Origin of the sequence: Cypionkella sp. (genome assembly GCF_036782355.1) — a bacterium.
In the GTDB taxonomy this organism is placed as follows: Bacteria; Pseudomonadota; Alphaproteobacteria; order Rhodobacterales; family Rhodobacteraceae; genus Cypionkella.
This window is the reverse complement of record NZ_DAIPZF010000012.1, coordinates 2,089-14,959: the sequence shown is the minus strand read 5'-3', so window position 1 is coordinate 14,959 and position 12,871 is coordinate 2,089. Positions and strand designations below refer to the sequence as shown.

Annotated in this window: 13 protein-coding genes, 1 pseudogene and 1 riboswitch; of the genes and pseudogenes, 2 read left to right on the top strand and 12 right to left on the bottom strand. The window is 60.3% G+C overall.

Features of this window, described 5'->3' with window-relative positions; all coding sequences use genetic code 11:
* Positions 1-19: 19 nt before the first annotated feature.
* From V7Q10_RS06455 to V7Q10_RS06400, 12 genes are all read right to left on the bottom strand, one after another.
* A complete protein-coding gene (locus tag V7Q10_RS06455; protein ID WP_333868242.1) occupies positions 20-199 on the bottom strand; it encodes a hypothetical protein in 180 nt (59 codons plus the stop codon).
* 137 nt (positions 200-336) lie between these two features.
* Entirely contained in the window at positions 337-528 is a 192-nt protein-coding gene (locus tag V7Q10_RS06450; protein WP_333868241.1) for a CTP synthetase, read from the bottom strand.
* Between the two features lie 107 nt (positions 529-635).
* Positions 636-1,070 carry a thioredoxin TrxC gene (gene trxC / locus V7Q10_RS06445; protein ID WP_333868240.1) on the bottom strand — a complete coding sequence of 145 codons (435 nt, stop codon included), beginning with the start codon at positions 1,068-1,070 and terminating at the stop codon, positions 636-638.
* 40 nt (positions 1,071-1,110) lie between these two features.
* Positions 1,111-1,437, bottom strand: coding sequence for an AzlD domain-containing protein (locus V7Q10_RS06440; RefSeq protein WP_333868239.1), 327 nt, complete (start codon positions 1,435-1,437; stop codon positions 1,111-1,113).
* Positions 1,427-2,134 carry an AzlC family ABC transporter permease gene (locus tag V7Q10_RS06435; protein ID WP_333868238.1) on the bottom strand — a complete coding sequence of 236 codons (708 nt, stop codon included), beginning with the start codon at positions 2,132-2,134 and terminating at the stop codon, positions 1,427-1,429. The genes V7Q10_RS06440 and V7Q10_RS06435 overlap by 11 nt, the downstream gene beginning before the upstream one ends.
* 89 nt (positions 2,135-2,223) lie before the next feature.
* Positions 2,224-5,064 carry an aminomethyl-transferring glycine dehydrogenase gene (gene gcvP, locus V7Q10_RS06430; RefSeq protein ID WP_333868237.1) on the bottom strand — a complete coding sequence of 947 codons (2,841 nt, stop codon included), beginning with the start codon at positions 5,062-5,064 and terminating at the stop codon, positions 2,224-2,226.
* An 85-nt stretch (positions 5,065-5,149) separates the two neighbouring features.
* Positions 5,150-5,509 (bottom strand): glycine cleavage system protein GcvH, encoded by a 360-nt coding sequence (gene gcvH / locus V7Q10_RS06425; RefSeq protein WP_333868236.1) that lies wholly within the window; start codon positions 5,507-5,509, stop codon positions 5,150-5,152.
* A gap of 9 nt (positions 5,510-5,518) precedes the next feature.
* On the bottom strand, positions 5,519-6,643 hold the full coding sequence (gene gcvT, locus V7Q10_RS06420) for a glycine cleavage system aminomethyltransferase GcvT (protein WP_333868314.1): 1,125 nt from the start codon (positions 6,641-6,643) through the stop codon (positions 5,519-5,521).
* Positions 6,644-6,794: 151 nt separating this feature from the next.
* Positions 6,795-6,887: riboswitch (glycine riboswitch) on the bottom strand.
* 64 nt (positions 6,888-6,951) lie between these two features.
* Complete coding sequence (locus V7Q10_RS06415) at positions 6,952-7,434, bottom strand: hypothetical protein (RefSeq protein ID WP_333868235.1); 483 nt, start codon at positions 7,432-7,434, stop codon at positions 6,952-6,954.
* 223 nt (positions 7,435-7,657) lie between these two features.
* Entirely contained in the window at positions 7,658-9,802 is a 2,145-nt protein-coding gene (locus V7Q10_RS06410) for a GumC family protein (RefSeq protein ID WP_333868234.1), read from the bottom strand.
* Positions 9,803-9,868: 66 nt separating this feature from the next.
* Positions 9,869-11,260: an O-antigen ligase family protein gene (locus V7Q10_RS06405; RefSeq protein ID WP_333868233.1), complete on the bottom strand. Its 1,392-nt coding sequence runs from the start codon at positions 11,258-11,260 to the stop codon at positions 9,869-9,871.
* Positions 11,253-11,918 carry a hypothetical protein gene (locus V7Q10_RS06400; protein WP_333868232.1) on the bottom strand — a complete coding sequence of 222 codons (666 nt, stop codon included), beginning with the start codon at positions 11,916-11,918 and terminating at the stop codon, positions 11,253-11,255. The genes V7Q10_RS06405 and V7Q10_RS06400 overlap by 8 nt, the downstream gene beginning before the upstream one ends.
* Before the next feature lie 370 nt (positions 11,919-12,288).
* On the opposite strand from V7Q10_RS06400, the gene V7Q10_RS06395 reads away from it, so the two are divergent.
* Together V7Q10_RS06395 and V7Q10_RS06390 are read left to right on the top strand one after the other, a co-directional pair.
* On the top strand, positions 12,289-12,603 hold the full coding sequence (locus V7Q10_RS06395; RefSeq protein ID WP_333868231.1) for a hypothetical protein: 315 nt from the start codon (positions 12,289-12,291) through the stop codon (positions 12,601-12,603).
* 61 nt (positions 12,604-12,664) lie between these two features.
* A pseudogene (locus V7Q10_RS06390) lies at positions 12,665-12,871 on the top strand (hypothetical protein); the annotation flags it as partial.

Sequence of the window (12,871 nt, the reverse complement as noted above, 5' to 3'; positions counted from 1 at the left end):
AAGCTAATCCTTAACCTTGTTACTCTTCCAACATCATAACGACGAATTGCGTTGTCGGCAACGCAAGCAGCGCGCCAATCAAAGCGCAAATCCCCAACATCATAGCCGAGGCATTACCCGTCAGCAAGGCAACCGCCACACAAAGCGTCATCAATACCAAAGCAATCCTCGCAAACATTACCGCCAGATAAAGCGTCATCGTCAAGCGCCTCCGATAGGGGTCTTGAAACAGCAGCACTCGCGAAAATTGGGATATACAAAAGGCTAGGCCTTGGCTCAACTTAGAGTGCAGGGCTCGCGAAGTATATCCAATAACGACAGGGTCCAGCCAAAAGCCTAGGCTGAGGTCTGCTTTTCAATTTGCCGCCCGATAATCCATGTCGCAGGCAGGGCCAGCACGAAGCCCAGCGCCGCGGCGATCAGGATTGGCTGCAAGGTGTCATATCCTGTTACCAATGCAACCACGATACCGATGCCCATCAGCGTGGTCGAAATCATTGAAAACAGCATCATCATCAAACGCGACATGGCAAACTCCTCTGTGGTTAGACGATCAGCCTAGCCCAGAGCACCCGCGCGTACCTTGATCTGGAGCAAGGTTTGACACGGTTTTGCCGATATCAAAGCCAATGCCCCTAGGCCAGATGGCCTTGGACAAAGGCCACAATATCGCTGGCAGGCCGCGCGCCGGCCAACCGCGCCACCTCGCGACCGCCGCGATACAAAACCAAGGCCGGAATGCCCTGAATGCGCGCGCGTTGGGCGATTTGCGGGTTGTCTTCGGTGTTCAGCTTGGCCAGACGCGCGCGGCCCTTCAGGCTTTGCGCGGCTTTGACAAACTGAGGTGCCATCTGCCGGCAAGGCCCGCACCACGGCGCCCAATAATCCACCAGCAGCGGCAGATCATCGCCGCGCGTGGCCTTGTCATGCGCCTTGGCGTCCAGCTCGATCACCCGGCCATCGACCAAAGCCTCGCCACAAGAGCCGCACTTTGGGCCAGCGCTCAGCCGATCTACCGGCACGCGGTTCATCTGGCCACAGGTGGCACAGGCAAGTTTCACAGCTTCCATCACAGACCTCACATTCATCTTTTAGAATAAGATGCGGGCGCTAGGCCCAAAATGCAAGTCCCCAAACCGCAAGTCCATAGCCAGCCGACCCCGCAAGCGTCGCCGCAACCACAGAGCGGCTGCCCGCATAGGCTGCCAAAACCGCTGCAATGCCGCAGATCATCGGCAGCGCCACCCCGCCTTGCAGCCATGGCATCACCGAGGCCACAAACAGCGTCGCAATCGCCGCAGGGCCGGTTGCCGCCAAAAATCGCGCCAAAATGCCAGTGGGGGCCAAGGTCGATAGATCCGCCCGCGTCGGAAACACCCGAAACGCCCAAGTGCAACAGCCCACCAGCAACGCCAGCGTCAAAACCTCACTGCGCATCTGTGATCCTCCGCAGCATCCCCGTCACCGCCCCCGCCAGCATTCCCGCCAAAATCCCCAGAGTGCCCGAGCCGATCAGCGTCACCAAAACCGTAACCGCTGCGGCCACCGCAATCACCGGCACTTGCGCGCGCGACATGATCGACAACAGCAGCGCCAAGAACAGCGCCGGCAGCATAAAGCCCAAGGCCGCCTCTAGAACCGGCCAGCCTTCCAGCGCGCCACCCCCCGCATAGGCCCCCAGCACCGTGCCTGAAACCCAAGCCGCATAGGCGCCGATGCCAAGCCCAAACATATAGCTTTCCGAAAACTGCCGCCCCCGCGCCAGCGCGCCCAGCGCCGCGCCAAACACCTCGTCCGTCAGCCCAAAGGCCCAGAACAGCGCCCAGCGTTTGCGCGCGGCGGGCCCTGCCCGCTTCATCAGCGCCGGGCCATAAAGTACATGGCGCAGGTTCATCGCGATCAAGGTAAAAGCCGCAATCAAAACCGGCGCGCCGCCTGCAATCAGCGCCAGCGCCAAAAACTGCGAGGCCCCTGCATAGATAATCACCGACAGGCCCGCAGCCTCGGTGGGGCTCAGGCCCGCGCGCACGGCCGCCACGCCAAAGGAAAAGGCGATCGGGAAATAGCCCAGCATAATCGGCAGCGCCCCCGCCAAGCCGGTCAGAAAGGTCGAGGAAGGGGCGGCGGTTTTCATGGGGGCAGGCCTAGCGGCCCGCCCCCAAAGCTGTCAATCACCCCGCGCCCTGCCACGGCACAAAAACGACGTATTGCCGCGGCTTTGGGCTATTCGGCCGCCTGCATATAGCTTTCCAGCGGCGGGCAGGTGCAGATCAAATTGCGGTCGCCAAAGACATTGTCGACGCGGCCAATCGGCGGCCAATATTTATCGACCCGAAACGCGCCGGGCGGAAAGCAGCCCTGCTCGCGCGGGTAGGCGCGGGTCCAATCGGCCACCAGATCCTCAACCGTATGCGGCGCGTGGCGCAGCGGGCTGTCTTGGCTGGAAATCTCGCCCGCCTCGACCGCACGGATTTCAGCGCGGATCGCCAAAAGCGCGGTGATAAAGCGGTCAATCTCGGCCTTGGTCTCGGATTCTGTCGGCTCTACCATCAGGGTGCCAGAGACCGGCCAAGACATCGTCGGCGCGTGAAAGCCGTTATCAATCAAACGCTTGGCGATATCATCCACCGTCACACCCACCTCGGCAAAGGGGCGGGTATCAAGGATGCATTCATGCGCGACACGCCCCTTGTTGCCCATAAACAAGATCGGATATTGCCCTTGCAACCGCGCCGCGATGTAATTGGCGTTCAAAATTGCCACCCGCGTCGCTTGTGTCAGCCCCTCGCCACCCATCATCAGGCAATAGGCCCATGAAATCAGCAAGATAGAGGCCGACCCAAAGGGGGCCGCACTCACTGGCCCCTCGGCACCACCCGTCTCGGGGTGGCCGGGCAAATGCGGCGCCAGATGCGCCTTGACGCCGATCGGCCCCATGCCCGGACCGCCGCCGCCATGCGGGATCGCAAAGGTTTTGTGCAGGTTCAAATGGCTGACATCGGCGCCAATCTCGCCCGGTTTCACCAGACCAACCAGCGCGTTCATATTGGCCCCGTCCAGATAGACTTGGCCGCCGAACTGATGGGTAATATCGCAGATATCGCGGATGGTTTCTTCAAACACCCCATGGGTAGAGGGATAGGTCACCATGCAAGCCGCCAACCGATCCCCCGCTGCTTGGGCTTTGGCGCGGAAATCTTCGACATCAATGTCGCCATTCGGCATCGCTTGCACGACGACAACCTGCATCCCCGCCATCTGCGCCGAAGCCGGATTGGTGCCATGCGCCGACACCGGGATCAGGCAGATGTTGCGCCCCGCGTCACCGCGCGCGCGGTGATAGGCGGCAATGGTCAAAAGCCCGGCATATTCGCCCTGCGCGCCCGAATTCGGCTGCATCGAAAACGCATCATAGCCGGTGATTTCACAAAGCTTTTCCGCCAGATCGCTGATCGCCTCGTGATAGCCAAGCGCTTGATCTTTTGGCACAAAGGGATGCAGCGAGCCGAATTCAGGCCAGGTGATCGGCATCATTTCGGCCGCCGCGTTCAGCTTCATCGTGCAAGACCCCAGCGGGATCATCGCACGATCAAGCGCCAAATCGCGGTCCGACAGGCGGCGCATATAGCGCATCATCTCGGACTCGGCGCGGTTCATGTGAAACACCGGATGCGTCATATAGTCGGTGGTGCGCAATTGGCTTTCCGGAAAGGCAAGTGCCGCGCGGTGCGGGGCGACGCCATCAATGCCAAAGGCCTTTAAAATCAAGGACAAGACCCGCTCGTCTGTGGTTTCATCCAGCGAAATTCCAACCCGGTCCAGCCCGATTTTGCGAAAGTTCAGGCCCTCGTGCCGCGCGGCCGCCAAGATACCGGCTTGGCCCACGCCCACCTCGACGGTAATGGTGTCAAAAAACGCCTCGGGCGAGACCTTGGCCCCCGCAGCCTTTAGCCCACGCGCGATGCGGTCAGTCATGAAATGCACGCGCTCGGCAATGGCGCGCAGGCCTTTGGGGCCATGAAACACTGCGTAGAAAGAGGCCATCACCGCAAGCAACGCTTGGGCGGTGCAGACGTTCGACGTGGCCTTTTCGCGGCGAATATGTTGCTCGCGGGTTTGCAGCGACAAACGGTAGGCCTGATTGCCGCGCGCATCGACCGAAACGCCGACAATCCGCCCCGGCATTGCGCGCTTATGCTCATCGCGGCAGGCGAAAAACGCAGCATGCGGTCCGCCGTAGCCCATCGGCACGCCAAAGCGCTGGCTGGACCCGACCGCAATATCGGCCCCCATCGCGCCCGGCTCTTTCAGCAGACAAAGCGCCAAAAGATCGGTCGCCACCACCGCAATCGCCTTGGCCTCATGCAGGGCTGTGATCTGATCGCTAAAGTCATGCACCGCGCCATAGGTGCCGGGGTATTGGAACAGCGCACCGAAAACGGCATTTGGATCAAGCCCTTGCACAGGGCCCACCAGAACAGCGATGCCCAGCGCCTCGGCACGGGTTTGCACCACGGCGATGGTTTGCGGGTGGCAGTCTTCATCGACAAAGAACGCCTTGGCCTTGGATTTTGCCACCCGCTCGGCCATCGTCATGGCTTCGGCGGCGGCGGTTGCCTCGTCCAAAAGGCTGGCGTTGGCCACCGGCAGGCCGGTCAGATCGCAGACCATGGTTTGATAATTCAGCAAAGCCTCGAGCCTGCCTTGCGCGATTTCGGGCTGATAGGGGGTATAGGCGGTATACCAAGCCGGATTTTCCAGGATATTGCGCTGGATCGCAGGCGGGGTCACCGTGCCGTAATAGCCTTGCCCGATCAGCGAGGTCATCACCTTGTTGCGGCCCGCCACCTCGCGCATCCGCGTCAAAAGCCCGTGTTCAGACAGCGGCGCCCAGCTAAGCGGCGTGCTTTGCCGGATGCTTGCGGGCACGGTTTCGTCGATCAGCGCGTCAAGACTGGGCACGCCAATCGCCTGAAGCATCGCCGCCATTTCAGCAGGCGAAGGGCCAATGTGGCGGCGGTTGGCAAAATCATAGGGGTTATAGTCGACAGGGGTAAAGGCCATGCTGCGTTCCTTTTGGGTATAAGGGATCAGCCCCCGAAAGGAAGCCGACAGGCATTGAATTCAAGGGGTTAGCGCCCCTTTGTGCTTATCCGATCAGGTCGTTGTATTCGTCTTCATCCATGAAGGCGTCCAGAACCGACAAATCATCAACGCGCAGCTTGAAAAACCACGCAGAGCCGGTTGGGTCTTCGTTGACCAAGGCAGGGTTATCGACCAGCTTTTGGTTCACTTCGACAATCTCGCCGTCCAAGGGCGCCAGAATATCCGAAGCCGCCTTGACGCTTTCGATCACCACAACTTCGTCACCCTCGGCGACCATGGTTTCCACCTCGGGCAGTTCGACAAAAACCACATCGCCCAGCGCGGTGGCGGCGTGTTCAGTGATGCCGACCACAACCAGATCACCCTCGACGCGCAGCCATTCATGTTCTTTGGTATACTTCATCTTAAACCCTCAGCGTTTGTAACGTGTTGAATGGAAAGGCATATCCGAGACGGTAACGGGCAGCATCTTGCCGCGCACCTCGGCCTCGAGGGCGGTGCCTGCGCTGGCAAAGGCGCGCGCGACATAGCCCATTGCGATGGGGGCCGCCACCGAAGGGCCGAAACCGCCCGAGGTGACGCTGCCAACGGGTGTGGCATTTGGCGCAAAGAGCGGCGTGCCTTCACGGATCGGTTGGCGGCCTTGCGGGCGCAGGCCAACGCGGCTGCGCTGCGCACCCTCGGCCAGTTCGGCCATAACCCTCGCCTCACCCGGAAAGCCACCCGCGCGTGCGCCGCCCGCGCGCCGCGCCTTTTGAATGGCCCAAGTCAGCCCCGCCTCGACAGGGCTGGTGGTGGTGTCAATGTCATGGCCGTAAAGGCAAAGCCCCGCCTCCAGCCGCAGGCTGTCACGCGCGCCAAGGCCGATCGGCATCACCTCGGGCTGATCCAAAAGCGCGCGGGCCAAGGCTTCGGCAAGCGATGCGGGCACCGAAATCTCGAAGCCATCCTCGCCGGTATAGCCCGAGCGCGAGATCCACAGATCTTGGCCCTGCCAGCCCAGCACCGCGACATCCATAAAGCGCATCGCGGTGACGTCGGGGATCAGCCGCGCCAAGGCGGCCTCGGCCTGCGGGCCTTGCAGCGCCAAAAGCCCACGATCCGTCACCGGAATCACCTCGCAGACCTGCGACAGATGCGCTGTCATATGGGCGATATCGGCGGCTTTGCAGGCGGCATTGACCACCACAAAGATATGATCGCCACGATTGGCGAACATCAGATCGTCCAGAATGCCGCCAGTTTCATTGGTAAACAGCCCGTAGCGTTGCCGCCCCTCGGCCAGCCCCAGCACATCAACCGGCATCAGCGCCTCAAGCGCCAAAGCCACGGCCTGATAGCTGTGTTTCGGGCGCAAGATCACCTGCCCCATGTGGCTGACGTCAAACAGCCCAGCCGCCGCACGACAGTGCAGATGTTCTTGCATCACCCCAGCCGGATATTGCACCGGCATATGATAGCCCGCAAAGGGCACCATCTTGCCGCCCAAAGACAGATGCAGGTCGTGCAAAGCCAGATAGTCTAGGTCTTCGGCCAAAACAGCCCCCAAGTTCCGCCGGAAAATAACACCGGCACCGATCAGGCAGGCCAATCCCCACCCCACGATGCCCCCTCTGTCCTTACCCCAACGGGGTGCCTGAGATCGTTATCCCTTCGGCGGGCGCGGGCGCGCCACTCTCCAGAGTCTGTTTGTCAGAACGGTCCTTTGGCCTGAGAGTTTAACGGGGCGTTTGCTCCTTCGGCACCAGAAGTTTCCTGCTGGATTCTCCCGATCTTGACATCTGATTGGTATCCTGCGGCATACATCGGTGGCAAGTGAAAATATCGCCAAGAGGCAAAACCGGTCTATTCGCAGCGCCGCGCGCCCATCGCAACCGCCTGCGCGCCTGAAAGTTCGTAGTAATCCCGCGTCACCAACCGCGCCTTGGTCATGAACCACCGCCGCAACGGCGGCGGGTAATGGCGGGCCATTTGCTGGCTTAAGTGGTCAAAAATTGGCCACGGCAAGGGCAGTCCGGCAAGGCGACTGCGTGGACCGTGAAAGCCAAGCCGCGCGGTATCAGCCACACAAGCCTTTGGCAAACCCAGATAAAGCGTGCAGGCCGATACGCAGATACCCTCAATACGCAGCCAGATATCTTGCCCGCGCAACCGTTCCACCTCGTCCAGTCGCTGTTGCAAATCCCCCCCCATATCGGCACGGATGACCTGCACTTTTGCCCGGCCCTGCATCGGCGTGGTCAGGCAGATCAGCGTCAGGCTGATCGACAGCAAAGCCCAAGGCCGGCCCAATAGCCGAGCCAAGGCGTTGCAAAAACGGTCTGACATGGTTGGCTCCCCTTTGGCCTGCCCCGCGGGCATAAAGCAGGCAAGGGTAGGGTCAGGGAACAGGTCAGAACGGACAGGATTGTGTCGCTGCCGTGCAAGAACCACGCCATAAGGCGATGATTTTCCTATCCTTTAAGGTAATTTATTTGTGACCGTCCCGCCCCGCCGCAGCCGCAGACTGACAGCCTGTCGCTAACAGAAGGTTAGGCGCGCGCCCGCAGACCTAGGCCTCAAGCTGCTGATAATAGGGCGCATAACGGCCGTAACCGGCATAGCGCCCCATGTCAAAACCTTCATGACTCAGCACGCCAATCAGCTTTGCCTCGGGGCGCAACAGCTCTTGCAGCTGCGCGCAGGCCTCTTGGGCGGCGGCTTGGGTGGTCGTGCCATAGCGCACCACCTGCACCACAGCATCAACGTCGCGCAGCAGATAGCGCGCATCAACGACCGGCAAAAGCGGCGGGCTGTCAATCAAGATCACATCGAAATCCGGCTTCAGGGACGCCAGCAACTGTTGCCAAGCCTTGCCGTTAAACAATTGATCCGTCGGCACCACACTGCGCACGCCCGCACTCAAAACCACCAGCGAGGTGAGCGGATCCTCGACCGCCTGCGGCAGATGCGGCGTAGCGCTGCCCCAACTGAGCAGGTAATCCAGCAGTCCGACCGAAGTGGTCTCGACCAAACGCGGCTCGACCGATGGGTTGCGCAGATCGGCGTCGATCAACAAAACCGAAGCGCCAGAGAGGGCATAGGTGCGGGCAAGCGCGATGGCGGCGGTGGTCTTGCCCTCGGCCTGAAGCGCGGAGGCGATCAGAATAACCCGCGCCTGAGACGCCGCCGCGGTGGCAGGTTCAGCCTGCCAATCCAGCGCCGCGCGCAGCTTGCGAAAACTCTCGGCATAGGCCGAAAGCGGCGCCTTGGCCACCAAATCGGCAGGCATTCCGGCCTCTTGACGCCCAACATCGGGCACACTCACCGGCACTCTGACCTGCAAGACATTTTGCAACTGATGCGCCGAGGTGATGCCGCCAACATAATATTCCTTGAAAAACGCCAGCATACCTCCCAGCCCCGCGCCCACAATCGCGGCAAGCGCAAGGATCAATACCTTTTGTGGAGCTGCGGCCTGCGCCGGGGCAAGGGCCTGAGCCACCACCCGCACATCGGCAATCTGCACATTCGCCAGCGTGCCGAAATCCTGTTCGCGCGACAAAAGCGTCTGATATTGGCTGCGCGCCAACGTGGCTGATTGCTGGTGATCGAACAATTGCGCAAGCATCTCGGCCGACAGCGTCGATTGCAGCAAGACAGCGCGCAGGGCATCGCGGGCGCGGGCCTCGCGCTCGCGTGCCTGAGTCAGGCTTAGCTGCACAAGATCCAGCGCACGTTGCGATTGCTGCGCCAAGCCGCTGTCAAGGCGCGCAAGCTCTGCGGCAAGATCAGAGGCGCGGGCGCTGCCCTGATCGGCTGCGGCCAATCTCGATTTAAGATCAATGCGTTGACGCTCTAGCTCTTGCAGAGCTGCATCGCCAAGGCTTTGCGAAAGTGCCGGCCAATCTTGCGCTGCAAGGGCTTGCTCGGCCAAACTGGACTTGCGCAAGACCGCTGCCTGCTCGGCCTGGGCCGCTTGCAGCTGACGATGCAGCTCAGCAATCGCGGGGTCGCCGCTTTCCGCCTCCAGCCGCGCAAGATTTGCCGCGATAAAATCATTCACCGCCGTTTCGGACTCTGCAAGCTGCCTTTGCGCGGTCGTGATCTGGCGGCGCAGCACATCGCGCGCCGTGATCAGGGCAGTGGTTTTGCCCGAAACCCCCAAATCAATATAGGTAGCAGCATAAAGATTAGCGAGATCAGCCGCCGTCTGCGGCGCAGCCGCCGACACCGTGATCGCAATCAGATAGCTGAGACCCTGCCTCTGAATCTCGACCGCCTCTTGCAGCCGCTCAAGCGTGTCATTCACCAGTTTCGCGGCAGCAACGGCCTGTGCTTTCGGCGCAAGATCCAACCCCAGCGCAAGGCCAAGCTTTTCGACAAAGCCCAGTTTCGCCCCAAATTCCGGCGCGCGGATCAGCTGCCCCGCCTCGACCACCGCCAAAGCCATGCTGGCTGAGCGCAAAATCTCAACCTCGCTGTCCAAGCGCGCGTTCAGCAGCGCGGTTTGCTGCGGAAGCGCTGCATTTGGTTCAAGCAGATTCGAGCCTTGGACATCGACCTGCACCAAAGTTGTGGCGCGATACACGGGGGGAGCCACCAGACAATAGGCCAAAGCAAGTCCCAAAAACACCGCAACCGAGGCTCCAATCAGCCCACGCTGGCGCAGCAAAACCGAAAGCGCCTCACGAAAATCAAAATCGATTTGCTTCAAAGTTTATTCCTTCGACAAAACTCTTGGCACTCAAAAAAGTGCCCATTTTCAAACCAAAACAGAATCTTACGCCAATGGCTGTGCGCGGGTGCCGGAACTGCGCTGTGCGGCCCCCATGCCAAGCATCGCCAAAAACACATAGGTATTGGCCGGAATTTCCAGACTGAAATCTGCCGCCGATTGCAGCCCCGCCAGCACCAACGCGCCGATTGCCGCCACAGCATTGGCCGAAAATCCGTCACCCTGCCGCAGCCTACGCAGGCAAATCACCCCCGCCGCAAGACAAAGCAGTGGCGGCAGCGAGCCCACCAGCACCCCCAGTTCAGCCCAAAGCGTGAGATAGGTGTTGTGGCCGTGTCCATAAGACACCGCTAGATTTAGAGGCGGCGCGCGAAACGCCTCGAAGGCTGGGGCGAAGCCATCAAAGCCAAAACCGGTTAGCGGCCGCATCTGGATCATCGTCAAAATCTGGCGGTAAAGCGCAAGCCGCGTCGCGCCATCGCTTTGCGTTAGCAGCAGACGCTCGGCTACCCCCTGCCCCCAGAGCAGGCCAAAGATCAACGCCACGCCCAAAGCCAGCAGCGGCCAAAATCCGTGTCGCCAGCCACGCAGCCGCAGCCGCAACAGCACCGCCATCGTCAAACCCACAATCGTCGCCAACAACCCCAGCCGCGATTGCGTTGCAACCAAGGCAAGGGCTTGAAGCAACATGCCAACCGCAATCACAGCACCGCCACCGCGAAACTGCATGAAAACGGCGCGCAGCCCCCTGGCGGCTTGTTGCCCGGGCAAAGCCCGCGTCCCAAGCAGCGCAGCCCCCAGAATAAGGCCAAAGCCCAGAAAGCAGGCCAAGGCATTGCGATTGACGAAACTGCCCGTCGCCATCCCCAAATATGCGGTTTTCTTGGCAAAAAGCGTCACATCACCAAGCAGATTCAGCGCAACAAGCGCCCAGATTGCCTGCAAGGTGATGCCGAAAAACAAGATACGGCTCATCCACTCTACCCGCCCACGCCGCGTTGACACCTCGATCACCAGCGCCAAAAACAGCAGATAGCCGCAAAAACGCAGCGCGCCGATTTGGCTGGCCTCTGGCACCACCGACAGGCTGCCGCCTGCCAAATCGTGCAAGTCCGCCGGCATTTTGGGCGCAAAATGGGGTAAAAGGCCGCGTAGGTCAGAGGCTTGCACCAGCGCAAACGCCGGCACCAAAGCTGCAAGCGCGAAAAGCCCCGCAAAGGGCCGCGCGCGAGCGGCGGCTTTGGTCCTGCACCGCCAGACCAGCAGCTGATACAGACAGGCAAGGCCCGCGATCGCCACCGTCCAGATCAACCACCAAAGCGGGCGGTTGCTGGCAAAGGGCAGCGCAGTCAGCACTGCCAAAGTCATCAAGACCCCAGCAAAACGATCGTTCCAAACCGCGAAATCGATGGGGGTAAACCGCAAAAATCTAACCATTTTCACCGCCTTTGGGCGGATCAGGCTGCTGCTGTGCCAAGCCTTGGATCAGCGGGCGCAGCGGGCTGTCTTGCGCGTAAAGCTGGCGCAGCAGGTCTTGCCCCCATGCAACTTGAATCAGATACAGCAGATCCTTGGACAAAACGGCAATGAAATCTGGTGATATCTCAGTGGCTTGCATGCGCGCAAGACGATCCGCGGCTAAGATGCGGATTTGCAGTGGCCAAGGCTCGAACGGGGCTGCGGCCTGTGCTTGGGCGTAGGCGGCCGCCATGACCGGGGGCTGTGCCACCAGCAGATCTACCGCCAAGGCGCGGGCAAAACTGGGGTTTTGTTGCAAAACCCCGCGCACCGCCAAACGGCACGAACCCGCAATTTCATCGCGCAGGCGCGGCGACAACCGAACCACATCTTCGCCCAAAAGCGATTCGGCACAAGCGCGCATCAGCTGCGTCAGACCGCTGGTGCTGGCGGCCTGCCAACCTGGATCATACTGCCGCATCGCCAAAGCACGCTGGGGGGCAGCGGCGTAAAGCACGCGCGCCGCCTGTGCTTCGCGGCCCAAAGCCAAGAGCCCCGTGCCGAAAAGCGCAGAGCAAAGCCCCAAGCCGATCACTCTGGAAATATACGACCTCACACGGCGCCAAACCAGCATCATCAAACCTCTGAGCGGGACCTCAAAACAAACGCCACGCCACCTAAAAAGAGTGTGTAAAATTGAACCATCCCAAAAATGTATTAACAAATAACTAATAAATAATTAATTCAAACTATCTCCGTTAATACTTTTTAAACACATTTTTATTTGCAAATTTTATTTAGCTGTATATCCTTCTATGTATTGTCCGTTTTAATTCGTGAAGTCTTTTATGACAAACCCATTTTATATCCGTGTCTTAGGCCTGATTCTGGCCTGCAACCTGCCGCTCGCCCCCCTGCACGCGCAGGATGTCGCGGTTGAGGTGAGCGAAGCACAAATTGCAACTTTGGTTAATGCATGCAGCAGGCCCAGCAGCTGCGCCCCTGCGATGACAGACTTGATTCAGGCGCTACGGCGCGCCAACCCTGACACTGCGTTAAGCACGCTGATCGGCAGCATTACCGCCGTTGTCGCCGAACGATCGAATCGCGCCATCAGCGGCAGTACCGCTTTTGATGTGGCGGCCCATAGCGAGGCGCTGACCGCCTTGGCAAGCTTTGCCCGCGAGCAGGATTTTGGCCCCCTGAGCAGTACGGTCTCGGCCGTGGCGTTGAATGTTGCCAACCGCCTGCCGATTGATCTTGGTGCCATCGCCAGTGGCGCAGGTGCAAGCGTGATTGATCAAGAGGCCAGCCCCGCATGAGCGCCTTCGCAAACCTTAGCCGCAGCAGCGACGCATCCACTCCGCGAAAAGGGGGCCTGCGATGACCAAAACCGACGAGGGGTTTGCGGCCTACCCGCAAAGGGCCTATGCCCGCGCGAAGCCGCGATTTTACCCCAGTTATGGCAAGCGCGCCATGGATATTGGCTTGGTATTGCTTGCCCTGCCCGCCGTGCTGGTGCTGATATTTGGGCTCGCGCTTGTGCTGGCCTTGGTGCAAGGCGGCTCACCGTTTTTTGGTCATCGCCGG

What these genes read in the sequence shown, in the direction of transcription:
- V7Q10_RS06435 (WP_333868238.1), bottom strand. Translation starts at nt 2,134, where the DNA reads ATGAAAACCGCCGCCCCTTCCTCGACCTTTCTGACCGGCTTGGCGGGG.
- V7Q10_RS06450 (WP_333868241.1), bottom strand. Translation starts at nt 528, where the DNA reads ATGTCGCGTTTGATGATGATGCTGTTTTCAATGATTTCGACCACGCTG.
- V7Q10_RS06400 (WP_333868232.1), bottom strand. Translation starts at nt 11,918, where the DNA reads ATGATGCTGGTTTGGCGCCGTGTGAGGTCGTATATTTCCAGAGTGATC.
- V7Q10_RS06440 (WP_333868239.1), bottom strand. Translation starts at nt 1,437, where the DNA reads ATGCGCAGTGAGGTTTTGACGCTGGCGTTGCTGGTGGGCTGTTGCACT.
- gcvP (WP_333868237.1), bottom strand. Translation starts at nt 5,064, where the DNA reads ATGGCCTTTACCCCTGTCGACTATAACCCCTATGATTTTGCCAACCGC.
- V7Q10_RS06405 (WP_333868233.1), bottom strand. Translation starts at nt 11,260, where the DNA reads ATGGTTAGATTTTTGCGGTTTACCCCCATCGATTTCGCGGTTTGGAAC.
- V7Q10_RS06415 (WP_333868235.1), bottom strand. Translation starts at nt 7,434, where the DNA reads ATGTCAGACCGTTTTTGCAACGCCTTGGCTCGGCTATTGGGCCGGCCT.
- trxC (WP_333868240.1), bottom strand. Translation starts at nt 1,070, where the DNA reads ATGGAAGCTGTGAAACTTGCCTGTGCCACCTGTGGCCAGATGAACCGC.
- V7Q10_RS06455 (WP_333868242.1), bottom strand. Translation starts at nt 199, where the DNA reads ATGACGCTTTATCTGGCGGTAATGTTTGCGAGGATTGCTTTGGTATTG.
- gcvH (WP_333868236.1), bottom strand. Translation starts at nt 5,509, where the DNA reads ATGAAGTATACCAAAGAACATGAATGGCTGCGCGTCGAGGGTGATCTG.
- V7Q10_RS06395 (WP_333868231.1), top strand. Translation starts at nt 12,289, where the DNA reads ATGACAGACTTGATTCAGGCGCTACGGCGCGCCAACCCTGACACTGCG.